The sequence below is a fragment of the Streptomyces aurantiaciflavus genome, from assembly GCF_049808595.1.
Taxonomy (GTDB): Bacteria; Actinomycetota; Actinomycetes; order Streptomycetales; family Streptomycetaceae; genus Streptomyces.
Map to the genome: position 1 here is coordinate 1 of NZ_JBNCAQ010000061.1, position 26,956 is coordinate 26,956.

Genomic DNA, 26,956 nt, shown 5'->3' on the forward strand with positions numbered 1-26,956 from the left:
CTGAGTCAGGAATTCTGTTCAGATGTGTAGGGTTGTGGGGTGGCGCGTACTGGGCGGCCGAAGGCCGAGTTGATCCTGTCGGATGAGGAACGGGCTGCGCTGGAGGGATGGGTGCGGCGCCGTTCCACGCCGCAGGCGTGGGCTCTGCGCTGCCGGATCATCCTGGCCTGCTCTACCGGCGCGTCCAACAAGGACGTGGCAGCGCAACTCGGCTCGACACCGCATGCGGTGGGCAGGTGGCGGGCGCGGTTCGTCGAGCACCGGATCGCGGGCCTGGGCGACATGCCGCGCTCGGGCGGGCCCAGGACGGTGACCGACGAACAGGTCGCCGCGGTGGTCACCAAAACGCTGGAGAGCACGCCGAAGAACGCCACGCACTGGTCGACGAGGGCGATGGCCAAGGAGTTGGGCATGTCGCAGTCGACCGTCTCGCGGATCTGGCGAGCCTTCGGCCTGCAGCCACACCGCTCGGAGACGTTCAAGCTGTCGACCGACCCGTACTTCGTCGACAAGGTCCACGACGTCGTCGGCCTGTATCTGGACCCGCCCGAGCGGGCCCTGGTGTTCTGCGTGGACGAGAAGTCGCAGATCCAGGCACTGGACCGCTCCCAGCCGGTGCTGCCGATGATGCCGGGTGTTCCCCAACGGGTCACTCACGACTACGTGCGGGCGGGAACCACGACGCTGTTCGCGGCCCTGGAGGTGGCCACGGGGAAAGTCATCGGCTCCCTCCACCGCCGGCACCGGGCCGAGGAGTTCAAGAAGTTCCTCATCAAGCTGGACCGAGAGATACCGCAGGGCCTGGACGTGCACCTCGTGCTGGACAACTACGCCACCCACAAGACCCCGGCCATCAAGACCTGGCTCCTGGCCCACCCCCGCTTCCACCTGCACTTCACACCCACCGGCTCGTCATGGCTGAACCTGGTCGAGCGGTGGTTCGCGGAGCTGACCAACAAGCAGATACGACGAGGCGTCCACAAGACCGTCCACGCGCTGGAGAAGGACATCCGCAGCTGGATCGCCATGTGGAACACCGATCCCAAGCCCTACGTCTGGACGAAGACCGCGGACGAAATCCTCGAACGCCTCGCCAGTTATCTGAACAGAATTCCCGACTCAGAAGACTAGGGCGTGTTCCGAAAGTAGCGTCGTCTGCCCGAAGGGCAGGCCCGGCGGCGTCTGGTGCGTGCGATCGCAAGGCGGAGGGTCGCCCCGATACTGGTTGTATCGGGGCGAGCCCGACAACGCGGCGAGCGTGCGTGCCAGGCGTCGCCGGGCAGACGGGACTTTCGAAACACGCCCTAGAGGTGGGGCGCAGGCGGCACCCAGTCAACGCGGGGCTGCCATCCACCTTTCGGCAGGGGGCACGGGCGTCAGTACCGGCAGACGCGGGCGTCAGTGAACGCCCGCCGCCTCAGTCGGCTTCCAGCACGAACGACGTCTGCGCCTTCGCGAACCCCGGCGCCTTCGCCTCCACCAGGTACGTCCCGGCCCCGGCGGTTCCCGCCGGAGGCGTCGCGCACTCCGGCGCGCTCGGCTTCCGGTCCCACTTCAGGGTGTACGTGAAGCTGCCGTCGGCCGGCACCCGGTACAGCAGACTCCCGGTGACCTTGGGGCAGTCGGCGGACGACCAGTAGTCGTTCTCGGCGCCGGCCTGAGTGATCGTCAACACCGCGGTCTTGGGCCCGAGATCGACCTTGCAGTCGCTCCCGGAGGAGTTCTTCGCCGTCAGCTGGAAGGTGGGCGTCTGGTCCGGCGAGTACGTGTTGCGGACACTGCGCAGGCTCAACGTGACCACGCCGGCGGTGCAGTTGGGCAGCGTGGTCCCCGCCGGCAGAGTCGTGGGGTTCCCGCCTCCGCCGGCAGCGTCGCCGTTGACACCGTCGTCGGAGCCGCCGGAGCCCGCCGTACCGCCCCCGCTGTCCGCGCCGCCGGTGCCACCGGTTCCGGAGCCGTCGCCCGATCCCGTGTCCGAGCCCGCACCGGACCCGCCGGAGTCCTCGTCGCCCGACTCGTCGCGCCCGCCCGGGTTTTCACTGATCGCGGGCCCGGACCCGGACGGCCCCGGAGTGATGGAGGACGCGGGGTTCTTGCCGTTGCCCCCGTCCGCGCCGTTCTTGCCGCCGCCCCCGCCCGAGGTGACGATCCAGGTGATCAGCAGCGCCAACAGGGCGACCACGGACAGCAGTACAACCCTCCGTCGCCAGTAGATGGAGGAGGGAAGCGGCCCGACCGGATTGCGCAGAGATCCCACGGCGCAAACTGTACGAGAGATCGCCCCGTTCCCTGGCCCCACCCGCCGCCACGACCACAACTTTTCCGGATCATCATCCCGGACACGGCGGCCCTGCGGCCGACTTGCTCCCTCGCCGCAGCGGACGGTCGCAGGACGTGACGACACAGGGGCCGTCGCCCACGGTCCGTGACCGCGGCGGCCTTTCGCGTTCGCGCTGCTTGCACCTCTGGCCATAACTACGCACCGTGCACACCAGGTCGCCCTGAGGCCCCACGCCGCCGGGCGGCGGTACACGCGCGTGCGCCGGTGCGCATGGCAGGATCGGAAGAGCCATGACTGCGCCCACGAAGCCCCCGCACAGCAGCCCCGCCGCCCACGCCGACGCCGTCCCCAGCGCCCTCCTCGGAGAGCAGCTCCCCGACACCACCTCCGGAACCACCGACCGAACCACTGCCGGAACCACCGACGGAACCACCGACGGCCCCCTCGCCGGCACGGTCTCCGGCGCCCATCTGCACTCCCCCGTCATCGACTGGTTCGACAGCCACGCCCGTGACCTGCCCTGGCGCCGCCCCGAGGCCGGCGCGTGGGGCGTGATGGTCAGCGAGTTCATGCTCCAGCAGACGCCGGTCAACCGCGTGCTGCCGGTTTACGAGCAGTGGCTCGCCCGCTGGCCGCGCCCCGCCGACCTGGCCGCGGAACCTCCCGGCGAGGCCGTACGCGCGTGGGGCCGGCTCGGCTATCCGCGCCGCGCCCTGCGGCTGCACGGCGCCGCGGTGGCCATAACGGAACGGCACGGCGGGGACGTACCGACGGGCCACGCGCAGCTGCTGGCGCTGCCCGGCATCGGCGAGTACACGGCCGCCGCCGTCGCCTCCTTCGCCTACGGCCAGCGGCACGCCGTCCTGGACACCAACGTCCGCCGGGTCTTCGCGCGCGCGGTGACCGGCGTGCAGTACCCGCCGAACGCCACCACGGCCGCCGAGCGCAGACTGGCCCGCGCCCTGCTGCCGGACGACGAGCGGACCGCCGCGCGCTGGGCCGCCGCCTCCATGGAGCTCGGCGCGCTCGTGTGCACGGCCAAGAACGAGACCTGCCAGCGCTGTCCGATCGCCGACCGGTGCGCCTGGCGGCTCGCGGGCAAACCCGAGCACGACGGTCCGCCGCGCCGGGGCCAGACGTACGCCGGTACGGACCGGCAGGTGCGCGGCAAGCTGCTCGCCGTCCTCAGGGACGCGCACGCGCCCGTGCCTCAGGCGGCCCTGGACCGGGTGTGGCACGAGCCGGTGCAACGCGCGCGTGCCCTGGACGGTCTCGTCGCGGACGGTCTGGTGGAGCCGCTGCCGGGCGGCCTGTACCGCCTGCCCCTGACCTGACATCTCGGCCAGGAGGCCGCTGACGGCTGCTGACGCATCGTCACTTCACAGGCGAACGGCTTGTCTCACAGCCTCCTCCGAGCTTTTGTCACACCCGCCCGACGGACATAACGCCCCATACACGAGCGATACGGCTCACGCCTCTACCCCGAACTCCTGGCTGTTACACAACCGACGGACAGCCGAGTGCTAGCCGCAGGCTCTCTCGGACAGTGCCGTGACAACACCTCCGTAGCTTCGTTTGCGTGCCCGGCAAGGGCACGAGGGCCACAGACCAGAAGCAGGAAACCGGCGGACCACCATCCGCCGGACGGGGACACGGAGGCGGTTGATCATGGCGCAGAGCGAGGTGCTCGAGTTCGAGGAGTACGTCCGCACCCGGCAGGACGCGCTGCTGCGCAGCGCCCGCCGGCTGGTGCCGGACCCGGTCGACGCACAGGACCTGCTCCAGACGGCGCTGGCGCGGACGTACGGCCGCTGGGAGGGAATCGCGGACAAGCGGCTGGCCGACGCGTACCTGCGCCGCGTCATGATCAACACGCGGACCGAGTGGTGGCGGGCCCGCAAGCTGGAGGAGGTGCCCACCGAGCAGCTCCCGGACGCCTCCGTGGACGACTCCACCGAGCAGCACGCGGACCGTGCCCTGCTGATGGACGCGATGAAGGTCCTCGCTCCCAAGCAGCGCAGTGTCGTGGTGCTGCGACACTGGGAGCAGATGTCCACGGAGGAGACGGCCGCGGCCCTCGGCATGTCGGCCGGAACGGTCAAGAGCACGCTGCACCGGGCGCTCGCCCGGCTCCGCGAGGAGCTGGAGGCCCGCGATCTGGACGCACGCGCGCTGGAGCGTGAGGAGCGGGAGCGTTGCGCGGCGGCCTGACCGAGGCTGGACCCACACTGGTCCGAGGGAGCTTCCAGGCGGTGATCACGGCGGCGGCCGTGCTCGCCGCCGTCGGCCTTTTCGTCTCCTCGTGCGCCACCGGCGGCACCGGTGCCCGTGACGAGGGTCCGGCGCACCCCGACGCGCTCGCGGGCGGCGCCACGGCCACGCCGTCGGCCGCCCCCGCCCACACCCCCGAGCGCGTGGACGCGGTCCGGATCGTCAAGAACGACCCGGCGGTCTCCACGGAGGTCAAGCGCGAGCTGAAGCCGTGCGCCGGCGACGAGTACCCGGTCGACGTGTCCTACGGCGACCTCACCGGCGGCTCCGACAGCGACCTCGTGGTGAACGTGCTGACCTGCGGCGACTCGGTCGGCATCGGCTCGTACGTCTACCGGCGGGAGGACGGCCGGTACGAGAACGTCTTCCGGGCCGAGGAGCCCCCGATCTACGCGGAGATCGACCGCGGCGACCTGGTGGTGACCAAGCAGGTGTACGAGAAGGGCGACCCGGTCTCCAGCCCCTCCGGCGAGAACGTGATCACGTACCGCTGGGCCGCGGGCCGGTTCGTCAAGGAGTACAGCTGGCACAACGACTACAGCGGTGTCGTCGGCGAGGACGCCACGCCGGTGCCCGACAGCGGTTGACCGGACCGCGCTCGGAAAAAAAATCCGCCGTCGCGTGAACCGTTCGGGCCGCCCGGACCGATGAACGAGTGAACGCACCGCGCGCTCCGGACGTCCCATCTAGGGACACCCTGACAGCGAACCGACAGACCACCGACAGACTTGCGCCTGACAGAGTCACGACCGACACACTTACGCCCGATGGTCGTACGACCGATCACCCACGAGGACTGAGAGCACCGGGATGGCAGACCAGACCCACGTCCTGTTCGTCGAGGACGACGATGTCATCCGCGAGGCCACCCAGCTCGCCCTGGAGCGGGACGGCTTCGTGGTCACCGCGATGCCCGACGGCCTGTCCGGCCTGGAGGCGTTCCGGGCCGACCGCCCCGACATCGCGTTGCTGGACGTCATGGTGCCCGGCCTGGACGGGGTGAGCCTGTGCCGCCGCATCCGTGACGAGTCGACCGTGCCGGTGATCATGCTCTCCGCGCGCGCCGACTCCATCGACGTCGTGCTCGGTCTGGAGGCGGGCGCCGACGACTATGTGACCAAGCCGTTCGACGGCGCCGTCCTGGTCGCCCGGATCCGCGCCGTCCTGCGCCGCTTCGGCCACGCGGGCGGCGGCGACCGGACCGAACCGGGCGCCACCGCCACGGGCGGTGTGCTGGCCTTCGGCGACCTGGAGATCGACACCGAGGGCATGGAGGTGCGCAAGGCCGGTCAGCCGGTGGCCCTCACCCCGACCGAGATGCGTCTGCTGCTGGAGTTCTCCTCCGCGCCGGGCACGGTCCTGTCGCGGGACAAACTGCTGGAGCGCGTGTGGGACTACGGCTGGGGCGGTGACACCCGCGTCGTCGACGTCCATGTGCAGCGGCTGCGGACCAAGATCGGCCAGGACCGCATCGAGACGGTCCGCGGTTTCGGTTACAAGCTGAAGGCCTGAGCGGACAGGGGTATGCGGGGGATGTTTCGGCACCTGGTTCCGGCCCGCGTGGAGCGCGCGGGCATCCGCACCGGCCTGCGGTGGAAGCTGAGCGCGGCCATCGCGCTGGTCGGCGCTCTGGTGGCGATCGTGCTCAGCCTGGTGGTGCACAACGCGGCCCGCGTGTCCATGCTGGACAACGCGCGCGACCTCGCGGACGAGCGCGTCCGGATCGCCCAGCGCAACTACGAGGTGTCCGGGCGGCCGAACTTCCCCAACATCAAGATCGACGACCCGGATCTGCCGGGGGCGCTGCGGGAGAAGGTCGAGGAGGGCCGCCGGGCGACGTTCGTCTCCGACCACGCGGGCGGGGTGCCGGACATCTGGGCGGCCGTACCCGTCAAGGACGGGCATGTGCTCTCCCTGCACACCGGCTTCACCGACCGCAGCACGGACATCCTCAACGACCTCGACCAGGCCCTGGTGATCGGTTCCATCGCGGTCGTCCTCGGCGGCAGCGCGCTCGGCGTGCTCATCGGCGGGCAGCTGTCACGTCGGCTGCGCAAGGCGGCGGCCGCCGCGAACCAGGTCGCCAAGGGCGAGCCGGACGTGCGGGTGCGGGACGCGATCGGCGGGGTCGTCCGGGACGAGACCGACGACCTGGCGAGCGCGGTCGACGCCATGGCGGACGCGTTGCAGCAGCGTCTGGAGGCCGAGCGCAGGGTCACCGCCGACATCGCGCACGAGCTGCGCACGCCCGTGACGGGACTGCTGACCGCCGCCGAACTGCTGCCCCCCGGCCGGCCCACGGAGCTGGTCCTGGACCGGGCGAAGGCCATGCGCACCCTCGTCGAGGACGTCCTGGAGGTGGCCCGCCTCGACGGCGCCTCGGAGCGCGCCGAGCTGCAGGACATCCTGCTGGGCGAGTTCGTCACCCGGCGCGTGGCGGCCAAGGACCCGGAGGTCGAGGTCCGTGTGGTGCACGAGTCGATGGTCACCACCGACCCCCGGCGCCTGGAGCGCGTGCTGTTCAACCTGCTCGCCAACGCCGCCCGGCACGGCAAACCGCCGATCCAGGTCACCGTCGAGGGCCGGGTCATCCGGGTGCGCGACCACGGCCCCGGCTTCCCCGAGAACCTGCTCGCCGAGGGCCCGAGCCGCTTCCGCACCGGCAGCAGCGACCGCGCCGGCCACGGCCACGGGCTCGGTCTGACCATCGCCGCGGGCCAGGCCCGCGTCCTGGGCGCCCGACTGACCTTCCGCAACGTACAGCCGGCCGGGGCGCCGGAGCACATCCCCGCCGAGGGCGCCGTCGCCGTCCTGTGGCTGCCGGAACACGCGCCGACGAACACGGGGAGCTATCCGATGCTGCCCTGACGGGCGGGGAGTGCCCTGATTCGGGGGATGCCCTGACGGGCCGGGGAGCGCACAGACGGGCGCGGGAAAGTGCCGTGAGGGCCCTGACGGGGCAGGGAGTGCCCTGACGGGGTGGGGAGTCCCCTGACGGGGCGGGTGCTGCCCAGAGCGGCTCGGGCGCTCCGGGGCGGCTGAGGTGCTGTCCGGGCGGCTCGGGTGCTGCCCAGGGCGGCTCGGGTGCTCCGGGGCGGCTGAGGTGCTGTCCGGGCGGCTCGGGTGCTCCGGGGCGGTTCAGGTGCTGCCTGGACGGCGGGGGTGCTGCGCATGGGTGGGGTGCTGTCTTGGCGGTTGTGTTGGGTGCCGGTGCTGTCTTGACGGTTGCGGGGAGGCGGCTCAGCCGAAGTCCTTGGAGAAGTCGAGCTCCTCACTGCGCTCGGTCAGCGAGTACCAGTTGCCGTTGTCGTCACGGAAGATCGCCTCGATGCCGTACGGGCGTTCCTGCGGCTCCTGGACGAACTCCACGCCGCGCGCCCTGAAGGTCTCGTAGTCTCCGCGGCAGTCGTCCGTGCGGAAGGCCCCGGCGCCGAGGACGCCCTTGCTGACCAGCTTCTTCAGCGCCTCGGCGGACTCGGGGTCGAGGCCCGGGCCGTCCAGGCTCATCAGGGCCAGCTCGACGTCCGGCTGGTCCTTGGCACCCACGGTGACCCAGCGCATGTCACCCATGGCGAGCTCGGTACGCACCTCGAAGTCCAGCTTCTCGGTGAAGAAGGCCTTGGTGCGCTGCTGGTCGAAGGTCCACACGCTGGTGATGCCCAGGCCCTTGATCATGGCTCTGCTCTCCCGTCGGGGTCGGGTGGGACGGACTCGGTTCCGTCCGGTTCGGTTCCTGTTCGTCACCGTAGGCGGGACCCGGTTCGGGGCGCTTCTTCAAAGTTGCGCTGGGGAAACCGCCGGCCCACAGCATGGCGTAGCACCCGGGGATGAGCGCGGCGCCGCGGCCGACGTGCTCGGCCCGGTACTCGCTGGGTGTGAGCCCGGTGCGCGCCTTGAAGCGGGTGGAGAAGGTGCCGAGGCTGCTGAAGCCGACGAGGTGGCAGATCTCCGTCACCGACAGGTCGGCGCTGCGGAGCATCTCCTCGGCCCGTTCGATACGGCGGTGGGTCAGGTACTGGCCGGGTGTCTCGCCGTAGGCCTCCTTGAAGGCGCGGACGAAGTGGTAGCGGGAGTAGCCGGCGTGGGCGGCCACGGCGTCCAGGTCGAGCTCCGGGTCGGACCAGTCGCGGTCCATGGCGTCCTTGGCGAGCCGCAACTGCCGCATCTTGTCCATGGGCCGATGGTGGCACGGGCCACTGACAAGGCCCCCGGGGCGGACACCGCCGGGGGCCTTGACTCGCACTCCAGGGTGCCGCCGCCCTCACCGGGGGCGGCGGCCCTCCTCACCGCCAGGTCAGACGGCCTCCACCACCTGCGCCTTCGGCGCGTCGGTCTCGTCCGTCGGCCCCTCCGGCTTCGGCCCGGCTCCCCGCAGCGGGACCTCCTTGACGAAGACGGACGCCACCAGGACGACCACGGCCACCGCGGCTCCGAGGACGAACGCCGCGTGCGTGCCGTCGGACACGGCGTACTGGTACGCCTCTCGTGCCGCCACCGGAAGCTTGGCGAGGCTGGCCGCGTCCAGCTGCGCGGACTGCTCGGTGACCTTCGAGCCCAGCGCGCCGGCCCGCTCGGACATGACGTCCTGGACCCGGCTGTTGAACAGCGCGCCCATGATCGCGACGCCGAAGGAGGAGCCGAGCGTCCGGAACAGGGTGGTCGACGAGGACGCGACGCCCATGTCCTTCATCTCGACGCTGTTCTGCGCGACCAGCATGGTGATCTGCATCAGGCAGCCCATGCCGAGGCCGAGGACGGCCATGAACACACCGGACGTGAACCGGGAGGTCCCGGTGTCCATCGTCGACAGCAGGTACAGCCCGACGATCATCAGGACGCCGCCGACGATCGGGAAGATCTTGTAGCGGCCGCTGCTGGTGGTGATCCGGCCCGCGACCATCGAGGTCACGAGCATCGCGCCGAGCATCGGCAGGAGCAGCAGCCCGGAGTTGGTCGCGGACGCGCCCTGCACGGACTGCTGGTACAGCGGCAGGAAGAGGGTCGCGCCGAACATCACGAAGCCGGTGACGAAGCCGATGACCGACATCAGGGTGAAGTTGCGGCTGCGGAAGATGTGCAGCGGGACGATCGGCTCGGCGGCCCGGGTCTGCCAGAACACGAACCCGACGAGCGCGGCGACGCCGATACCGATCAGTTCCATGATCCGCGCGGAGCCCCAGGCGTACTCCGTGCCGCCCCAGGTGGTGACGAGCACGATGGAGGTGATGCCGACGGTCAGCAGGGCGGCGCCCAGGTAGTCGATGCGCGCGGCGGACCGCTTCCTCGGCAGGTGCAGTACGGCGGTGATGAGGCCGAGGGCCACCACACCGAGCGGCAGGTTGATGTAGAAGGCCCAGCGCCAGCCCCAGTGGTCGGTGATGCCGCCGCCGACGAGCGGGCCGCCGATCATGGCGATCGCCATCACGCCGGCCATCATGCCCTGGTACTTGCCGCGCTCACGCGGCGGAACCAGGTCGCCGATGATCGCCATGACGCCGACCATCAGACCGCCCGCGCCCAGGCCCTGTACGGCGCGGAAGGCGATCAGCTGGCTCATGTCCTGGGCCATACCGCTCAGCGCCGATCCGATCAGGAAGATCACGATCGAGCTCAGGAAGGCGCCCTTGCGCCCGTACATATCGCCGAGCTTGCCCCAGATCGGGGTGGAGGCGGCGGTCGCGAGGGTGTACGACGTCACCACCCACGACAGGTGCTCCAGGCCCCCGAGCTCACCCACGATCGTCGGCATCGCCGTGCCCACGATCATGTTGTCGAGCATCGCGAGCATCATCGTGATCATCAGCGCGAGCATGACGACCCGCACGCTCTTGGGTTCACGCCCGTCCGGCTTGCCGCCGGCGCCCGTCTCAACTGCTGGTGTGTCCGCCATCGTTCCCACTCCCCCAGGGCAGCCGCCTACTTACTTGCCGCCCGGCTAGTTCAGTACACTGGAAAAATTAGACCCCTAACTAGCCGGGCGTCAAGTAAGTTCTAGCCGGGCGGCAAGTAAGTTTTTCTTACCGAACGGACCGAACGGCGGGCGCGTTTTCGCGGGAGCGCGAGGAAGTACGAGGATGGACGCCACCATGGACGGCACCAAGCAGCAGCGTCGCGGCAACACCCGCCAGCGCATCCAGGACGTCGCACTCGAACTCTTCGCCGAGCAGGGCTACGAGAAGACATCACTCCGCGAGATCGCGGAGCGCCTGGAGGTCACGAAGGCGGCCCTGTACTACCACTTCAAGACCAAGGAAGAGATCATCGTCAGCATCTTCGCGGATCTGACGAAGCCGATCGAAGACCTGATCGAGTGGGGCGGGGAACAGCCGCACACCCTGGAGACCAAGCGCGAGATCGTACGGCGCTACAGCCAGGCGCTCACCGAGGCCGCCCCGCTCTTCCGCTTCATGCAGGAGAACCAGGCGACGGTGCGGGAGCTGCAGATCGGCGATTCCTTCAAGGACCGGATGCGCGGTCTGCGCGACATCATCATCGACCCGGACGCCCCCCTCACCGACCAGGTCCGCTGCGTCAGCGCCATCTTCACGCTGCACGCCGGCATGCACTTCCTGCAGGACCTCGAAGGCGACCCCGAGGACAAGCGTGCAGCCGTCCTCGAGGTCGCCGTCGATCTGGTCACCCAGGCCCATCAGGGCAAGCCCTGACAGCGGGTCCGCGTGCTCAGACGGTCAGACCCTTGCCCCGCAGGAACTTCACCGGGTCGATCGCCGAGCCGTAGTTCGCGGTCGTACGGATCTCGAAGTGCAGGTGCGGGCCGCTGGAGTTGCCGGTGTTGCCGGACAGGGCGATGCGCTGACCGGTCTTGACGATCTGGCCTATCCTCACGTCGACCTCCGACAGGTGGGCGTACTGGGAGTACGTGCCGTTGCCGTGCCGAATGACGATCGCGTTGCCGTAGGCCGGACCGTCGCCGGCGCCGTTGCCGCCGGCCTTGACCACGGTGCCGCCGTGCGCGGCCACGACCTTGGTGCCGCTGGGCACGGCGAAGTCCTGCCCGCTGTGGGTGTGCTGCCACATACCGCCGGCCTGGGCGAAGCTGGCGGACTTCGTGTAGTGGGCGACCGGCTTGACCCAGGAGGTGGCCGCGGCCGTCTTCATGGCGGGCTTGGCGGCTACCGGCTGGGCGGCGGGCTGGGCGGCGGACGCCACCCCGCTCCCCAGCACGACCGAGGCGCCGAGAGTGGCGGCCCCGACGGCCACGCGGGTGCGGAGCAGGGACGTACGGGAAGAACGGGACGTGACGCGCTGGAACATCGAAACCTCATGGGGCTGGGGGCAGAGAAAACCACCCGACGTACGGACGTCTGCCGGATGGCCATCCCTTGGTAACCCCCGGGTCCGCATTGCCCCAAACGTGTGATCTACGACGGAAACTAGTACCTCAGCCCAAAACGGACCACATCTTGACAGTCCGCTCTTTCAGCGCCATTCCCCCTTATTCATGCAGTTGACGTCCCACACCTGAACGCTTCCGCGACTTACGTCCCTTTTGCCCGAATCGCAGTCTCCACTATTCCGGCTAGTAACGGACAAATCGCCTGTGCGGCATGTCACCGACCGCCCGCCAGAACGGACTTCGGAATGTGACGGGGGCTACTCCCTTTCCTCTTCCGCGAGTTGTGACCCGCGTCACGATCAACTGCACGAGGGTGTGATCGGCCTCTCATGCCCGGCTACCGTCCAGTAACCCGCTGGTTCCCCTCAGGCCATCCCCACCGATGAGCATGCCCACGACACCCGCAGCGCCATGGACGCGAGAGGACCCCCACACCATGACCCCGAGAGGCACCTGGACGCGCCGCATCACCATGACCGCCGTCGCCACGGCCGCCGTCACCGCGATGGCCGTCCCGGCAGGCGCCCAGGCCGCGACGGCCACCAGCACGTCCACCGTCGCCACGGCCACCACCACCGCTGCCGCGGAGGACGTCGACTACGACACCTGGCAGGCGGACTGCCAGGCCGTGATGAGCCAGGCTCTGCCCTACCTGAAGCAGCGCATCGCCGCCACGAAGCCGGGCGAGAAGCAGGCGCTCGTCCTCGACATCGACAACACCACGCTGGAGACCGACTTCGGCTTCAGCTACCCGCAGCCCGCCAACAAGCCGGTCCTCGACGTCGCCAAGTACGCCCAGGACCACGGCGTTTCACTGTTCTTCGTCACCGCCCGCCCGGGCATCATCGCCGGGGTGACCGACTACAACCTCAAGTACGTCGGCTACAAGGTCTCCGGCCTCTACGTACGCGGCTTCCTCGACCTCTTCAAGGATGTCGCCGCCTACAAGACCGCCCAGCGCGCCGACATCGAGAACAAGGGCTACACGATCATCGCGAACATCGGCAACAGCGCCACCGACCTGTCGGGCGGCCACGCCGAGAAGACGTTCAAACTGCCGGACTACGACGGGCAGTTGTCGTAACGCGAGAGCGCTCCGCAGGCATGCGAAAGGGGCCGGTGCTCAAAAGAGCACCGGCCCCTTTCCACGAGGTCTCCTCAGGCGAACCCGCGGAGGATCACGCCTCCTTGCTCAGGTTCGGCCCGGCACCGCCGGCCGCCTGCTCGATCGGCGGGACGTCGGGCAGCGCCGACTTCTCCTCACCGCGGAAGGTGAAGGTCTTGGTCTCGCCCTCGCCCTCGGTGTCCACGACCACGATGTGACCGGGGCGCAGCTCGCCGAAGAGGATCTTCTCCGAGAGCGTGTCCTCGATCTCGCGCTGGATGGTGCGACGCAGCGGACGCGCACCCAGCACCGGGTCGTAACCCTTCTTGGACAGCAGCTCCTTGGCGGACTGGGAGAGCTCGATGCCCATGTCCCGGTCCTTCAGGCGCTCGTCCACCTTGCTGATCATCAGGTCGACGATCCGCAGGATGTCCTCCTGCGTCAGCTGCGGGAAGACGACCACGTCGTCGACGCGGTTGAGGAACTCGGGCCGGAAGTGCTGCTTGAGCTCGTCCGAGACCTTGTTCTTCATGCGCTCGTAGTTGGACTTCGTGTCACCCGCGGCCGCGAAGCCGAGGTTGAAGCCCTTGGAGATGTCCCGGGTGCCGAGGTTGGTCGTCATGATGATGACCGTGTTCTTGAAGTCCACGACCCGGCCCTGGGAGTCGGTCAGGCGACCGTCCTCCAGGATCTGCAGCAGCGAGTTGAAGATGTCCGGGTGGGCCTTCTCCACCTCGTCGAAGAGGACGACGGAGAACGGCTTGCGGCGGACCTTCTCGGTCAGCTGGCCGCCCTCTTCGTAGCCCACGTAGCCGGGGGGCGAACCGAAGAGACGCGACACCGTGTGCTTCTCGCTGAACTCCGACATGTCGAGGGAGATCAGCGCGTCCTCGTCACCGAAGAGGAACTCGGCGAGCGCCTTGGACAGCTCGGTCTTACCGACACCGGACGGGCCGGCGAAGATGAACGAACCACCCGGACGCTTCGGGTCCTTCAGACCGGCACGCGTACGGCGGATCGCCTTCGACAGCGCCTTGACGGCGTCGTTCTGGCCGATGACCCGCTTGTGCAGCTCCTCCTCCATGCGGAGCAGGCGGCTGGACTCCTCCTCGGTCAGCTTGAAGACCGGGATGCCGGTGGCCGTGGCGAGGACCTCGGCGATCAGCTCGCCGTCGACCTCGGCGACGACGTCCATGTCGCCGGCCTTCCACTCCTTCTCCCGCTTGGCCTTGGCGGCCAGGAGCTGCTTCTCCTTGTCGCGCAGGGAGGCGGCCTTCTCGAAGTCCTGCGAGTCGATCGCGGACTCCTTGTCGCGGCGGACGCCGGCGATCTTCTCGTCGAACTCGCGCAGGTCCGGCGGAGCGGTCATCCGGCGGATACGCATCCGGGAACCGGCCTCGTCGATCAGGTCGATCGCCTTGTCCGGCAGGAAGCGGTCCGAGATGTACCGGTCGGCCAGGGTGGCGGCCTGGACCAGCGCCTCGTCGGTGATGGAGACGCGGTGGTGCGCCTCGTACCGGTCACGCAGGCCCTTGAGGATCTCGATCGTGTGCGGCAGGGACGGCTCCGCGACCTGGATGGGCTGGAAACGGCGCTCCAGGGCCGCGTCCTTCTCCAGGTGCTTGCGGTACTCGTCCAGCGTGGTCGCACCGATGGTCTGCAGCTCACCACGGGCCAGCATCGGCTTGAGGATGCTCGCCGCGTCGATGGCGCCCTCGGCGGCACCCGCACCGACCAGCGTGTGGAGCTCGTCGATGAACAGGATGATGTCGCCGCGGGTGCGGATCTCCTTGAGCACCTTCTTCAGGCGCTCCTCGAAGTCACCGCGGTAGCGGGAGCCGGCGACCAGCGCGCCGAGGTCCAGGGTGTAGAGGTGCTTGTCCTTGAGGGTCTCGGGCACCTCGCCCTTGACGATGGCCTGAGCGAGACCCTCGACGACGGCGGTCTTGCCGACGCCGGGCTCACCGATCAGGACCGGGTTGTTCTTCGTACGGCGGGACAGCACCTGCATGACCCGCTCGATCTCCTTCTCGCGCCCGATGACCGGGTCGAGCTTGGACTCACGAGCGGCCTGGGTGAGGTTCCGGCCGAACTGGTCGAGGACCAGGGACGTCGAGGGGGTGCCCTCGGCAGGCCCGCCGGCGGTGGCGGTCTCCTTGCCCTGGTAACCGGAGAGCAGCTGGATGACCTGCTGCCGCACCCGGTTGAGATCTGCGCCCAGCTTGACCAGGACCTGGGCGGCGACGCCCTCGCCCTCACGGATCAGGCCGAGCAGGATGTGCTCCGTGCCGATGTAGTTGTGGCCCAGCTGAAGGGCCTCGCGGAGCGACAGCTCCAGGACCTTCTTGGCACGGGGTGTGAAGGGGATGTGGCCCGAGGGAGCCTGCTGGCCCTGGCCGATGATCTCCTCCACCTGCTGGCGGACCGCCTCGAGCGAAATCCCGAGGCTCTCAAGGGCCTTGGCGGCGACACCCTCACCCTCGTGGATCAGGCCCAGGAGGATGTGCTCGGTGCCGATGTAGTTGTGGTTGAGCATCCGGGCTTCTTCCTGAGCCAGGACGACAACCCGCCGCGCGCGGTCGGTGAACCTCTCGAACATCGTTAATCGCTCCTCAGAGCGGTCAGGCAGTGGGGGGAACTTCCCCTCCCTGTCCTTCCGCAGCTTAGTCCCGCAAGCGGGGACCGCTCATTCCAACTGCCGACACCGTCCTTGGCCTCCTGACCCCGACTGCCGACATCTGCTCCAACCCGATGGTGCGAGACGATGTTCCCGCAGGCCAGGTGGTTACCCTCACCATCAGTACGCCGATGGCGAACGTGAGACGCCCTTTCCTGCGTGTCGCCCCCTCCCACTAGGGATGTCTTACCCGCTGGGACTGACACTCCATGCCGCGCGCACCGGTTCCCTCAGCTACGGGCGAACAACCTTGCGCCCCCGCGTACGCCCACACGCCCCCTTTTCCGGAACTCTGCGCGTCCATGTGAACACCCAGCGTAACTCTCGCCTCTTCGGACCGTTGCACTCGGCATGGTTGGCTCAGTCCCCCTTCCCCGTCGGCCGCTCGGCCCGGACGACCGGGTCCGCGGCTGGTACGAGAACGAACTGGGGTGGGCGACGGTGCCCGGCGAGCCGGTACGACTTTTGGCGGGCGTGCGCTTCGACGTCCTGGACGTGCCGGCCGAGGCGGGTCACGCGGCGCTGCGGCGCCTGGCGCCGGGCTCTCCGGTGGCCGTGCGGGGTGACCGGATGCGGCTGCTGGTGGCCGCGGGCAGCGCGGAGGAGTTGCCGGGGATCCTGCGGTGGCTGGAGTGGGGGGCGCTGCCGCTGGACCTGACCGCGATCGGGGCGGGCGGCGTCATCGAGGCGCCCTTGCCTCCGGGCCCGGAGCCCTCAGGGGGTGTACAGGGGGCCGCCGTGTGGGTGCGGCCCCCCATGGCCGGGCGCGAGGTCGAGGCCTCGCTGCCGACGGTGTCGGCCTTGGGGGGCGGTGGGGGCGCCCCCGATCTGGTGCGGCTGGTGGACACGCTGGCGACGCACTGTCACCGTGTCCGGCTGCGGCGCTCGTGCGCTCAGGCGTTGGCCTTCTCGTAGGCCTCGCGAATGGACGCGGGAACACGGCCACGGTCATTGACCTCGTAACCGTTCTCCTTCGCCCACGCGCGGATCTGCGCGGTGTCCTGGCTGCCACCGGTAGCGGCGCGCGCCTTTCCGCGTCCGCCCGAAGCACGGCCTCCGGTACGACGACCGCCCTTCACATAAGGGTCGAGAAGGCCGCGCAGCTTGTCCGCATTGGCCGTCGTGAGATCGATCTCGTAGGTCTTGCCGTCCAGCGCGAACGTCACGGTCTCGTCCGCCTCGCCGCCGTCGAGGTCGTCGACAAGAAGGACCTGAACCTTCTGTGCCACCGGATTTCCTTTCATCGATAACGTGAGGGCCGGGGGTCGGCGGCGTCCGCCGTTTCACCGCCCCCTGTTATATGCAGTACTGCAGTACGTCGGAAAGCAAACCGCTTTCGCTGGAAAAACACAAACCCTCGGGAGAGACCTGTGGCCGGGCCTGCGCCCGGAAACGTACGCGTTTCGGACATAGGGCACTCGGACAAGGCCGATCGGTCCGGAATGGACTCGGCGATCACAGATGCAGAAGCATCCGGCTGTTGCCCAAGGTGTTCGGTTTCACTCGTTCGAGTCCGAGGAACTCCGCGACGCCCTCGTCATAGGAACGAAGGAGCTCCGCGTAGACATCGGTGTCGACCGGCGTCTCGCCGATCTCCACGAAGCCGTGCTTGCCGAAGAAGTCCACTTCGAAGGTCAGGCAGAAAACACGTCGAACGCCGAGCCAGCGCGCGGTGTGCAGCAACTTCTCCAACAACTGGTGACCGACGCCGGCGCCCTTCAGCCCCGGCTTCACCGCGAGAGTGCGCACTTCCGCGAGGTCTTCCCACATCACGTGCAGGGCGCCGCAGCCGACCACCTCGGCGTTGTCGTCGCGTTCGGCGACCCAGAACTCCTGGATGTCCTCGTAAAGCGTCACCGTCGCTTTGTCGAGCAGGATGCCCCCGCGGACGTACGCGTCAAGGAGACGGCGCACGGCGGGGACATCGCTGGTCCGGGCCCGGCGGACGGTGATGGCTTTAGCGCTGACTTCGGGGCTCTGTGCTGACATGTGCGGACGCTATCGCCCGCCGGTCTCCGTTGCCGAGCCGGGGTTCTCGCCGGGACTCCCCGCTTGTGCGGGTTCCGATGTTTCCGGACCTTGGACGATGCGTACCGCGTCACGGAGGGCCTGTCGCTGTTCGTCGCTCATCATCCCGAAGAACGCGACGAGAGCGGCGGCGGGGTTGTCGCTCTGCGCCCAGGCGTCGTTCATCAGGGCGGCGGCGTAGGCGGCCCGGGTGGAGACGGCCTCATATCGATAGGCCCGGCCTTCCGCCTCACGGCGCACCCAGCCCTTCTGATGGAGATTGTCCAAAACGGTCATCACCGTGGTGTACGCGATGGACCGTTCCCGCTGAAGGTCTTCCAGGACTTCTCGAACGGTCACCGGGCGGTTCCACTTCCACACCCGCGTCATGACCGCGTCTTCGAGTTCTCCCAATGGGCGAGGCACACCTCAGAACAATAGTGGTAGATCCCACCAATGGCGTGCCGAACCGGCACTTTTCTCTACAAACGCGAACAAAAGGGGCGTACGGCTCCCGGACTGCGGGAGCCGTACGCCCTGGAGCGCGTGCCTGGGATCAGGCGTCGGTCTTCGGGGAGGCCGGGCGGGCGTCCGCGCGCGCGAGGGCCGCGTCGACGGCCGCGTCCTCCTTGGCCTTGTTGGCCCCGCCCTGGGTCTTGACGATCACCCTGATCACGCCGATGAAGAACACGGCCATGACGACCGGCGGCACGAGCGCGGAGACATAGTCCATGGATCCAGAGTAGCCAGGGCGGAAGGGGACATAGGGGCGGGGTCGGTATGCCGGAGGACGCCCTGGTGGCGCTCTCTCAGCCGACCGCGAGCCGCTGGCCGGGGTTGGCGGGCGGCGGGCTCGGCTTGCGGCGCGGGAAGACCTCACCCGGCGTGGGGATGGGTCGGCGCGCGGGCTGGGGCTCCGAGGGCTTCGCGGGGACGGGCCCGGGACCGGGACGGGGTGCGGCCGGCTTCTCGGCGGGTTTCTTCTTCGGTTCCTCCGTCGGCCCCTCGGTCGCCACGGCGACCTGACCGCCGGCCTCCCCGCCGACAGCGCCGGAGAGGCCTCCAGGCAGGGCCAGGAGGCGCGTACGGGACGCCGGCACCACAGCCACCGCCGGGGCGTCCCGGTGCGCCGTACGGCGCGCCAGGCGGGCGCGTACGTCCTGTTCGGCGAGAACCTGGCAGCGGTCCAGGAGGGCTGCGGCCGTCGGATTGCCGCGCAGGGCGCGCAGAGCGGCGAGGTCGTCGGGGCCGGGGAGGTGGCCGGCGCCCAGCACCTCCTCCAGGAGCGTGAGGTAGCCGGCTGCGGTGCCGGGGAGGGCGGCGCGGTACCGGGCGAGGTCGGCCACCAGGAAGGCCCGCAGCCGGGCGGCCTCGCGCACCGCCTCGTCGAGGGACTCGGCGAGGCGGTGGCAGTCCTGGACGTCCTCGGCCGAGGCGGGACCGGGGTGAAGGGCGAGGGCGAGGGCGCGGCGGAGCACACGCAGCTCCTCCGCGCCGAACACCATGCCGCCGCGGGATCCGTATGGCGTGGGCATGCGGCGACGATACGCGCTAATCAGACAAATTCGACATAAGGGGCGACTGTGGCGCGCCCGATTCCACCCACTGGCCTGCACCGGCTCACCCACGCGAGGTCGGGCACCTCGGGCGCGCGGGGGTTGTGCGCCTCGGGCGCGCACGCGGGGTTGTCGTCTCAGGCACGCGCGGGGTTGTGCACCTCGGGCATGCGGGGCTTGTGCGCCTCGGGCACGCGCGGGCTTGCGCGCCTCAGGCACCTGGGGGTGTGCGCTTCACCCGCGCTGGCTTGCGCACCTCGGACACGCGGGGTTGTGCGTCTCGGGCACGCGCGCGAGGTTGTGCGTCTCAGGCACGCGGGGTTCTGCGCTTCACCCGCGCGGGCTTGCGCGCCTCGGGCAGGCGCGGGCTTGCGCGCCTCAGGCAGGCGCGGGCTTGCGCACCTCAGGCACGCTGGGGTTGTGCGTCTCAGGCACGCGCGGGCTTGCGCGACCTGCCGCCGGGGCTCCTGTGGCCTGCCCGCGCCGGCCCCTGCGCGTACTCGCGGGAGGTCCGGCGGTCTTGCCTGTGCAGGGCTTGCGCGGGCACGCGTGCGTGGAGCTGTGCCGGCCCGCGCCACCCGCTCACGTGCGCGACACGTTTCGCTCGTAGACCAGTCGCAGGCCGATCAGGGTCAGCCACGGCTCGTGCTCGTCGATCACCGAGGACTCGCCCAGCACCATCGGCGCCAGGCCGCCCGTCGCGATCACCGTCACGTCGTCCGGGTCGTCCGCGAGCTCCCGCGCCATCCGGCTCACGACGCCGTCGACCTGGCCCGCGAAGCCGTAGACGATGCCGGCCTGCATCGCCTCGACCGTGTTCTTGCCGATCACGCTGCGGGGGCGGGCCACCTCGATCTTGCGCAGTTGCGCGGCCTTGACGCCGAGGGCCTCGACGGAGATCTCGATGCCGGGGGCGATGACACCGCCGACGTACTCCCCGCGCGCGCTGATCGCGTCGAACGTCGTCGCCGTGCCGAAGTCGACGACGATCGCGGGGCCGCCGTAGAGCTCGTTGGCGGCGACCGCGTTGATGATGCGGTCGGCGCCGACCTCCTTGGGGTTGTCGAAGAGGATCGGCACGCCCGTCTTCACGCCGGGTTCGACGAGCACCGCGGGCACGTCGCCGTAGTAGCGGCGGGTCACCTCGCGCAGTTCGTGCAGCACCGACGGGACGGTCGCGCAGATCGCGATGCCGTCGATGCCGTCGCCCAGCTCCACCCCGAGGAGCGGGTGCATGCCCATCAGGCCCTGGAGGAGGACCGCGAGCTCGTCGGCCGTACGGCGGGCGTCCGTCGAGATCCGCCAGTGCTCGACGATGTCCTCACCGTCGAACAGGCCGAGCACGGTGTGCGTGTTCCCCACGTCGATCGTCAGCAGCATGGCCGGTTCCCGCTCCTACTCCGCCGCTCGCAGGTCCAGGCCGATGTCGAGGATCGGCGAGGAGTGGGTCAGGGCGCCGACGGCCAGGAAGTCGACGCCGGTGTCGGCGTACGCCTTGGCGTTGTCCAGGGTGAGCCGGCCCGACGCCTCCAGCAGCGCGCGCCCGCCGACGATGCCGACGGCCTCCGCGCACTCGCCCGGCGTGAAGTTGTCCAGCAGGATCAGGTCGGCGCCGGCGTCCACGACCTCGCGCAGCTGGTGCAGGGTGTCGACCTCGACCTCGATCGGCACGTCCGGGAAGGCCTCCCGTACGGCCTGGAAGGCCTGGGCGACGCCGCCGGCGGCGACCACGTGGTTGTCCTTGACCAGGGCCGCGTCGGAGAGCGACATGCGGTGGTTGACGCCTCCGCCGCAGCGGACGGCGAACTTCTCCAGCGAGCGCAGCCCCGGCGTGGTCTTGCGGGTGTCACGCACGCGTGTCTTGGAGCCCTCCAGGACGTCCGCCCACGCGCGCGTGGCGGTGGCGATGCCCGACAGGCGGCACAGCAGGTTGAGGGCGCTGCGCTCGGCGGTGAGGAGGTCACGCGTGCGCGTGGTGACCGACAGCAGCTTCTGGCCGGCTTCCACTCGGTCGCCGTCCTCGACGTGCCGCTCGACCTCGAACTCGTCCGTGCAGACGACCGAGATCACCGCCTCGGCGACCCTGAGGCCCGCCACCACGCCGGCCTCGCGCGCGGTGAAGTCGGCGGTGGCCACGGCCTCCTCGGGGATGGTCGCGACCGTGGTCACGTCCACGCCGTGGTCCAGGTCCTCCTGGATGGCGACGTTGGCGATGTCCTCGACCTCGATCGGGTCGAGCCCGGCGTCGGCCAGGAGCTGGGCGAGCGCGGGGTCGAGCCCGCACTCCAGGTATTCCTCGTCGCCGTCGATGCCGGCGTCGGCGCCACAGGCACAGCCGTCGCCGCAGCCGCCGCTCTGGACGAGGGGAAGGTCCTCGGGGGTGCTCACTTGTGTCACTGCTCCTGCTGGTGCTGCCGGGTCGGGGGGAAGTCTGCGGTATCGGTGGTGTGTACGGCGAGCGTCCGGTCCGCATTCAGCCGTACGACGATGTGACGGCGCCAGTCGGTGTCGTCGCGGTCGGCGTGGTCCTCGCGCCAGTGGCAGCCGCGGGTCTCCTGCCGCAGCCGCGCGGCGGCGACCAGGACCCGGGCCACGCACAGGAGGTTGGTGGCCTCCCAGGTGTCGACGCCGGGCTCGGCGGTCTTGCCGTTCTCGTCGAGGGCGTCGCGGGCCTCGGTGTGCAGCCGCTGGAGCTGGTCCGCGGCCTTCTCCAGGGAGTCGGCGGAGCGCAGGACGCCGGCGCCCTCCGTCATGATCCGCTGGATAGCGAAGCGGGCCTCGGGCGTGAGGAGCGGGTGCGCGGGCCTCTCGGGGTGATCGACCGGTGCGGGCACACGCGCGTGGAGGCCGTCGTCCGCCCCGCTCGCCGCGATGTCGGCGGCGATGCGCTCGGCGTAGACGAGGCCCTCCAGGAGGGAGTTGGAGGCGAGCCGGTTCGCGCCGTGCACGCCGGTGCACGCGACCTCGCCGCACGCGTACAGGCCGGGGACGGTGGTGCGGCCGTGGGAGTCGGTGCGCACGCCTCCGGAGGCGTAGTGGGCGGCCGGAGCGACCGGGACGGGCTCGGTGACCGGGTCGATGCCGTTGGCGCGGCAGGCGGCGAGGATCGTCGGGAAGCGGTGCTCCCACATCTCGGCGCCGAAGTGGCGGGCGTCGAGGAACATGTGCTCGGCGTCCTGCTCCTGCATGCGGCGCATGATGCCCTTGGCGACGATGTCGCGGGGGGCGAGTTCGGCCAGCTCGTGCTGCCCGAGCATGAAGCGCACGCCGTCGGCGTCGACCAGGTGGGCACCCTCCCCGCGCACCGCCTCGGAGACGAGGGGCTGCTGGCCCTCCGCGTCGGGGCCGAGGAACAGCACCGTCGGGTGGAACTGGACGAATTCGAGGTCGCTGACCTCCGCGCCGGCGCGCAGGGCGAGGGCCACGCCGTCGCCCGTGGACACGGACGGGTTGGTGGTGGCGGAGAAGACTTGGCCCATGCCGCCGGTCGCGAGGACGACCGCGGGGGCGTGCACGGCGCCCACGCCGTCGTGCTGGCCCTCGCCCATGACGTGCAGGGTCACGCCTGCGGTGCGGCCGTCGGCGTCGGTGAGGAGGTCCAGGACGAGCGCGTTCTCGATCGTGCGCACTCCACGCGCGCGTACGGCCTCGACGAGCGCGCGGGAGATCTCCGCGCCGGTCGCGTCGCCGCCGGCGTGCGCGATGCGGCGGCGGTGGTGGCCGCCCTCGCGGGTGAGTTCCAGCCCTCCTTCGGAGGACTCGTCGAAGTGGGCGCCGGTCTCGATGAGGCGCCGTACGGCGTCGGGGCCCTCGGTGACGAGGATGCGCACGGCGTCCTCGTCGCACAGGCCCGCGCCGGCGACCAGCGTGTCGTCCAGGTGCTGTTCCGGCGTGTCGCCCTCGCCGAGGGCCGCGGCGATGCCGCCCTGCGCCCAGCGGGTGGAGCCGTCGTCCAGGCGGGCCTTGGTGACGACGACCGTCGTCAGGCCCGCGGCCTCGCAGCGCAGGGCGGCGGTCAGGCCGGCGACTCCGGAGCCGACGACCACGACGTCCGCGGAGATGGACCACCCGGGCGCGGGCGCGTGCAGTCGTATGCCTGTGCTGGTCACGAGGCGGCTCCGAAGGTGAGGGGAAGGTTGTCGATCAGCCGGGTCGTCCCGACCCGGGCGGCGACCGCGAGGACGGCCTCGCCGGTGAACTCGTCCCCGATCTCGGTGAAGTCGGACGGGTCGACGAGCGCCAGGTAGTCCAGCTCCAGCGGCGGGTTCAGCCGGGCGGCCTCGTCGAGGACGAGGCGGGCGGCGGCGCGGACGGCCGCGGCGGCGCCGGGGACGGCCTTGGCGACGGCGTGCGCGTCGGCGGCCGCGCGGGACTCGCCTATGGCGCTGAGCGCCTCGGCACGCGCGTGCGTGGCGGGCACCTCACGCGCGCGTGCCCGCAGCGCCTCCTGCGCGGCGTGCCGGTCGCGGCCCGCGAACAGCGCCTGGGAGAGCGCGAGCGCGGTGCGCCGCTCGGCCGGGGAGAGGTAGCGGTTGCGGCTGGACAGGGCCAGTCCGTCGTCCTCGCGCACGGTCGGTACGGCGACGATCTCGAGGCCGAAGTTCAGGTCCCGCACCATGCGGCGGATCAGGGCGAGCTGCTGGGCGTCCTTCTGCCCGAACAGGGCCGCGTCCGGCCGGGTGAGGTGCAGCAGCTTGGCGACGACGGTGAGCATGCCGTCGAAGTGGCCGGGGCGCGAGGCGCCCTCCAGGCGCTCCCCCATGGGGCCCGCGCTGATGCGGACCTGGGGCTCGCCGCCCGGGTAGACCTCGTCCACGGATGGGGCGAACACCGCGTCCGCGCCGGCCTGTTCGGCGATCTTGACGTCGGCGTCCAGGGTGCGCGGGTAGCGGTCGAGGTCCTCGCCCTTGCCGAACTGCAGCGGGTTGACGAAGACCGTGACGACGACTTCGCCGTCCGGTCCGGCGATCTCGCGGGCCGTGCGGATCAGGGTGGCGTGGCCCTCGTGCAGGGCGCCCATCGTCATCACGACGGCCCGGCGGCCCGCACGCGCGCGTGCGTGCAGTTCGTCGGCGGTGCGCAGCAGGGTCGTGGTCATCCGGCATCTCCCTCGGCGCCGTCGGTCCCGTTGGCGAGTACCCCGAGGAGGTCCTCGGCGAGCTCCGGCTTGAGCAGTCCGTGGGCGAGCGCGCGGTCGGCGGTCGCCCGCGCCATCGCCAGATAGCCGCCCACGGTCTGCGGCGCGTGCTTGCGCAGTTCGGTGACGTGCGCGGCGACCGTGCCGGCGTCCCCGCGCGCGACGGGGCCGGTGAGGGCCGCGTCGCCGGAGCGCAGCGCGTTGTCGAGAGCGGCGCCGAGCAGCGGGCCCAGCATCCGGTCGGGGGCCTCGACGCCGGCCGCGCGCAGCAGCTCCATGGACTGGGCGACCAGCGTGACCAGGTGGTTGGCGCCCAGGGCGAGGGCCGCGTGGTAGAGCGGCCGGTTCTCCTCGGCGATCCACTCCGGTTCGCCGCCCATTTCGATGACGAGGGCCTCGGCGGCCAGCCGCAGCTCCTCGGGCGCGGTGACGCCGAAGGAGCAGCCGGCCAGGCGCTGGACGTCCACGGGGGTGCCGGTGAAGGTCATCGCCGGGTGCAGGGCCAGCGGCAGCGCGCCCGCGCGCAGGGCGGGGTCCAGGACGCGCGTGCCGTACCGCCCGGAGGTGTGCACGAGCAGCTGGCCGGGGCGTACGGCGCCGGTCTCGGCGAGGCCTTCGACTAGTCCGGGCAGGGCGTCGTCGGGGACGGTGAGCAGGACCAGGTCGGCGCGCTGGAGGACCTCGGCGGGCGGCACGAGCGGCACGTCGGGCAGCATCAGCGCGGCCCGCCGCCGGGAGGCGTCGGAGACGCCGGAGACGGCGACCGGACGGTGTCCGGCGAGCTGCAGGGACGCGGCGAGCGCGGGGCCCACGCGGCCGGCGCCGACGACGCCGACGGTGAGCCGCGCGGGGCGGTCCCTGGGGTCTGGCTGTTGGACTGTACTCACGCGACGGCGGCCTTCCCGTTCCAGTCCGCTCTGGGTACCGGACGATTTCTCGTCATGTTAACGCGATCGGTTCGCGGGACGTCCCGTTGTCCACAGGCTGTGGGTTTCCGGGGGACGGCGGGCGGAGTTCTGGCCGCGGGAAATGGGCGTGCCCCGCGCGCGGGGGCCACGGCATGATCCGGAGCATGACGGACACGGCGGAACAGAGCACGGAACAGTCGGCGCGGGAGCGGTTGCGGGAGCGGCGGTGGGCCGCCCACCGGACGGCGCGGCGCGTCCTGTCGCGCGCGGGCTTCCGCAGGACCCTCCGCGAACAACTGGCACTGCTCCAGGACGCGGCACCGCAGGTGTACGACCTGGATGAACCCGGGGACATGTACGGCAACCGGGTCGTCGCGGCCCTGGAGGAGCGCGTCGCCGCGCTGCTGGGCACGGAGTCCGCCGCGTTCTTCCCGACAGGCACGATGGCCCAGCAGGTCGCCCTGCGCTGCTGGGCGGGCCGCACCGGCAGTCCCACCGTCGCACTGCACGCGCTGGCCCACCCCGAGGTGCACGAACGGGACGCGTTCAGCCTGGTCAGCGGCTTGCGCCCGGTCCACCTGACCAGCGAAGCCCGGCCGCCGACGGCCGACGAGGTGCGCGACGTCGCCGAGCCCTTCGGGGCGCTGATGCTGGAGCTGCCCCTCAGGGACGCCGGTTTCCTGCTGCCCTCCTGGGAGGAGCTCACGGAGGTCGTGGAGGCGGCGCGCGAGCGCGACGCGGTGGTGCACTTCGACGGCGCGCGCCTGTGGGAGTCCACCGTCCACTTCGGCCGCCCCCTGGACGAGATAGCGGGCCTGGCCGACAGCGTCTACGTCTCGTTCTACAAGTCCCTCGACGGCTTCGGCGGCGCCGCACTCGCCGGCCCGAAGACGCTGGTGGAGGAGGCGAAAACCTGGCGGCACCGCTACGGCGGCATGGTCTTCCAGCAGTTCCCCACCGCCCTGTCGGCCCTCGTCGGCCTGGAGCGGGAGCTGCCCCGGCTGCCGCGGTACGTCGCCCACGCGCGCGTGGTGGCCGGCGCGCTGCGCGAGGGCTTCGCCGAGGCGGGCGTGCCGTGGGCGCGCGTGCACCCCGGGGAGCCGCACACCCACGAGTTCCAGGTCTGGCTGCCGTACGACACGGACGTGCTCGACGAGGCGGCGGTGCGGCAGGCCGAGGAGACGGGGACGCTGCTCTTCGGCGTTCCCTGGGACCGGCGCGGGCCGGACCTCGGCGTCACCGAGGTCACCGTACGCGCCGACGGTCTGGAGTGGACGGCGGGCGACGTGAAGGCGGCGGTCGCCGACTTCGTCGTACGGGTGAACGGCGTGACGGCGGAGGTCAGCGGTTAGACCGCGGACGCGGGTCGGGCAACCGGCCCAGGGCCCGCCGGATCCGTCCGCGGGCCGGGCGGCCCGCGAGGACCGCGTGGAACTGGTGGCGGTCGCGCAGTTCGCGGATCACCTGCCAGTCGTGGGCGCCGGGCGCCGGCGGGGCGGACTCGCCGTGCCGCCGGGCTCGGTAGGCGTCGAGGGCGTACTGCTGGGTGATGCTCATGGCCGGTTCCTCTTCGAAGACGTGGGAAAAGGGATCCGGAAGGCTCCGCGGTTGCCCCGGCGACCCCAGGCTGCGCCCGGCCGGTGCGCCGTGTCGCGTC

26 protein-coding genes and 1 pseudogene are annotated in these 26,956 nt (G+C 70.7%); 10 read left to right on the plus strand and 17 right to left on the minus strand.

From position 1 onward, the window contains the following. Positions 1-39 precede the first annotated feature (39 nt). Positions 40-1,131 carry an IS630 family transposase gene (locus ACPT94_RS40970; protein ID WP_360352423.1) on the plus strand — a complete coding sequence of 364 codons (1,092 nt, stop codon included), beginning with the start codon at positions 40-42 and terminating at the stop codon, positions 1,129-1,131. A gap of 286 nt (positions 1,132-1,417) precedes the next feature. On the opposite strand, the gene ACPT94_RS40975 is transcribed toward ACPT94_RS40970, so the two are convergent. Then, positions 1,418-2,257, minus strand: a complete 840-nt coding sequence (locus ACPT94_RS40975) for a hypothetical protein (RefSeq protein ID WP_360335200.1) — start codon at positions 2,255-2,257, stop codon at positions 1,418-1,420. A gap of 314 nt (positions 2,258-2,571) precedes the next feature. Between ACPT94_RS40975 and ACPT94_RS40980 the strand changes: the two genes are divergently transcribed. From ACPT94_RS40980 to cseC, 5 genes are all read left to right on the plus strand, one after another. After that, complete coding sequence (locus ACPT94_RS40980; RefSeq protein ID WP_425248068.1) at positions 2,572-3,615, plus strand: HhH-GPD family protein; 1,044 nt, start codon at positions 2,572-2,574, stop codon at positions 3,613-3,615. 334 nt (positions 3,616-3,949) lie between these two features. Then, entirely contained in the window at positions 3,950-4,492 is a 543-nt protein-coding gene (locus ACPT94_RS40985; RefSeq protein ID WP_360335196.1) for a SigE family RNA polymerase sigma factor, read from the plus strand. Beyond that, positions 4,477-5,139, plus strand: a complete 663-nt coding sequence (locus tag ACPT94_RS40990; RefSeq protein ID WP_360335194.1) for a hypothetical protein — start codon at positions 4,477-4,479, stop codon at positions 5,137-5,139. Before ACPT94_RS40985 ends, ACPT94_RS40990 begins: the two co-directional genes overlap by 16 nt. Positions 5,140-5,362: 223 nt before the next feature. Then, positions 5,363-6,064 carry a two-component system response regulator CseB gene (gene cseB / locus ACPT94_RS40995; protein ID WP_360335192.1) on the plus strand — a complete coding sequence of 234 codons (702 nt, stop codon included), beginning with the start codon at positions 5,363-5,365 and terminating at the stop codon, positions 6,062-6,064. A 12-nt stretch (positions 6,065-6,076) separates the two neighbouring features. After that, positions 6,077-7,420 (plus strand): two-component system sensor histidine kinase CseC, encoded by a 1,344-nt coding sequence (gene cseC, locus ACPT94_RS41000; protein WP_360335190.1) that lies wholly within the window; start codon positions 6,077-6,079, stop codon positions 7,418-7,420. A gap of 372 nt (positions 7,421-7,792) precedes the next feature. On the opposite strand, the gene ACPT94_RS41005 is transcribed toward cseC, so the two are convergent. The 3 genes and pseudogenes from ACPT94_RS41005 to ACPT94_RS41015 form a co-directional block, all read right to left on the minus strand. Then, complete coding sequence (locus tag ACPT94_RS41005) at positions 7,793-8,227, minus strand: VOC family protein (protein WP_360335188.1); 435 nt, start codon at positions 8,225-8,227, stop codon at positions 7,793-7,795. Positions 8,228-8,264: 37 nt separating this feature from the next. Continuing rightward, a pseudogene (locus tag ACPT94_RS41010) lies at positions 8,265-8,717 on the minus strand (helix-turn-helix transcriptional regulator); the annotation flags it as partial. A gap of 129 nt (positions 8,718-8,846) precedes the next feature. Then, positions 8,847-10,442, minus strand: a complete 1,596-nt coding sequence (locus tag ACPT94_RS41015; RefSeq protein WP_360335186.1) for an MDR family MFS transporter — start codon at positions 10,440-10,442, stop codon at positions 8,847-8,849. A 184-nt stretch (positions 10,443-10,626) separates the two neighbouring features. Between ACPT94_RS41015 and ACPT94_RS41020 the strand changes: the two genes are divergently transcribed. After that, the gene (locus ACPT94_RS41020) at positions 10,627-11,217 is read left to right on the plus strand and encodes a TetR/AcrR family transcriptional regulator (RefSeq protein WP_360335184.1); all 591 of its coding nucleotides are present in this window, start codon (positions 10,627-10,629) and stop codon (positions 11,215-11,217) included. 16 nt (positions 11,218-11,233) lie between these two features. Here the strand turns inward: ACPT94_RS41020 and ACPT94_RS41025 are convergent, their stop codons facing one another. Then, positions 11,234-11,827 carry a M23 family metallopeptidase gene (locus ACPT94_RS41025; RefSeq protein WP_360335182.1) on the minus strand — a complete coding sequence of 198 codons (594 nt, stop codon included), beginning with the start codon at positions 11,825-11,827 and terminating at the stop codon, positions 11,234-11,236. Between the two features lie 518 nt (positions 11,828-12,345). Here ACPT94_RS41025 and ACPT94_RS41030 point away from each other — a divergent pair. Beyond that, positions 12,346-12,993 (plus strand): HAD family acid phosphatase, encoded by a 648-nt coding sequence (locus ACPT94_RS41030; protein WP_360335180.1) that lies wholly within the window; start codon positions 12,346-12,348, stop codon positions 12,991-12,993. Between the two features lie 94 nt (positions 12,994-13,087). Here the strand turns inward: ACPT94_RS41030 and ACPT94_RS41035 are convergent, their stop codons facing one another. Then, positions 13,088-15,613, minus strand: coding sequence for an ATP-dependent Clp protease ATP-binding subunit (locus tag ACPT94_RS41035; RefSeq protein ID WP_425248069.1), 2,526 nt, complete (start codon positions 15,611-15,613; stop codon positions 13,088-13,090). Between the two features lie 429 nt (positions 15,614-16,042). Here ACPT94_RS41035 and ACPT94_RS41040 point away from each other — a divergent pair, with 429 nt between their 5' ends. Continuing rightward, entirely contained in the window at positions 16,043-16,606 is a 564-nt protein-coding gene (locus ACPT94_RS41040) for an SCO3374 family protein (protein ID WP_360335176.1), read from the plus strand. Here ACPT94_RS41040 and ACPT94_RS41045 read toward each other — a convergent pair. The 10 genes from ACPT94_RS41045 to ACPT94_RS41090 form a co-directional block, all read right to left on the minus strand. Beyond that, on the minus strand, positions 16,585-16,920 hold the full coding sequence (locus ACPT94_RS41045; RefSeq protein ID WP_360335174.1) for a histone-like nucleoid-structuring protein Lsr2: 336 nt from the start codon (positions 16,918-16,920) through the stop codon (positions 16,585-16,587). The genes ACPT94_RS41040 and ACPT94_RS41045 overlap by 22 nt on opposite strands. 226 nt (positions 16,921-17,146) lie before the next feature. Next, the gene (locus ACPT94_RS41050) at positions 17,147-17,680 is read right to left on the minus strand and encodes an amino-acid N-acetyltransferase (protein WP_360335172.1); all 534 of its coding nucleotides are present in this window, start codon (positions 17,678-17,680) and stop codon (positions 17,147-17,149) included. 9 nt (positions 17,681-17,689) lie between these two features. Further along, on the minus strand, positions 17,690-18,112 hold the full coding sequence (locus ACPT94_RS41055) for a BlaI/MecI/CopY family transcriptional regulator (RefSeq protein WP_360335170.1): 423 nt from the start codon (positions 18,110-18,112) through the stop codon (positions 17,690-17,692). Between the two features lie 142 nt (positions 18,113-18,254). Then, positions 18,255-18,431 (minus strand): hypothetical protein, encoded by a 177-nt coding sequence (locus ACPT94_RS41060; RefSeq protein ID WP_360335168.1) that lies wholly within the window; start codon positions 18,429-18,431, stop codon positions 18,255-18,257. Positions 18,432-18,507: 76 nt separating this feature from the next. Further along, positions 18,508-19,203, minus strand: a complete 696-nt coding sequence (locus tag ACPT94_RS41065; protein WP_425248073.1) for a hypothetical protein — start codon at positions 19,201-19,203, stop codon at positions 18,508-18,510. 633 nt (positions 19,204-19,836) lie between these two features. Then, a complete protein-coding gene (locus ACPT94_RS41070; RefSeq protein WP_360335166.1) occupies positions 19,837-20,634 on the minus strand; it encodes a type III pantothenate kinase in 798 nt (265 codons plus the stop codon). A 15-nt stretch (positions 20,635-20,649) separates the two neighbouring features. After that, positions 20,650-21,642 (minus strand): carboxylating nicotinate-nucleotide diphosphorylase, encoded by a 993-nt coding sequence (gene nadC / locus ACPT94_RS41075; RefSeq protein WP_425248070.1) that lies wholly within the window; start codon positions 21,640-21,642, stop codon positions 20,650-20,652. Between the two features lie 5 nt (positions 21,643-21,647). Next, positions 21,648-23,363, minus strand: coding sequence for an L-aspartate oxidase (locus ACPT94_RS41080; protein WP_360335162.1), 1,716 nt, complete (start codon positions 23,361-23,363; stop codon positions 21,648-21,650). Next, a complete protein-coding gene (gene panC, locus ACPT94_RS41085; RefSeq protein ID WP_425248071.1) occupies positions 23,360-24,352 on the minus strand; it encodes a pantoate--beta-alanine ligase in 993 nt (330 codons plus the stop codon). Before panC ends, ACPT94_RS41080 begins: the two co-directional genes overlap by 4 nt. Beyond that, on the minus strand, positions 24,349-25,278 hold the full coding sequence (locus ACPT94_RS41090) for a Rossmann-like and DUF2520 domain-containing protein (RefSeq protein WP_360335158.1): 930 nt from the start codon (positions 25,276-25,278) through the stop codon (positions 24,349-24,351). Before ACPT94_RS41090 ends, panC begins: the two co-directional genes overlap by 4 nt. Positions 25,279-25,463: 185 nt before the next feature. On the opposite strand from ACPT94_RS41090, the gene ACPT94_RS41095 reads away from it, so the two are divergent. After that, positions 25,464-26,651, plus strand: a complete 1,188-nt coding sequence (locus ACPT94_RS41095) for a threonine aldolase family protein (protein WP_425248072.1) — start codon at positions 25,464-25,466, stop codon at positions 26,649-26,651. Here ACPT94_RS41095 and ACPT94_RS41100 read toward each other — a convergent pair. After that, positions 26,641-26,856 carry a hypothetical protein gene (locus ACPT94_RS41100; protein ID WP_360335154.1) on the minus strand — a complete coding sequence of 72 codons (216 nt, stop codon included), beginning with the start codon at positions 26,854-26,856 and terminating at the stop codon, positions 26,641-26,643. The two genes, ACPT94_RS41095 and ACPT94_RS41100, sit on opposite strands and share 11 nt — an antisense overlap. Positions 26,857-26,956: the final 100 nt, after the last annotated feature.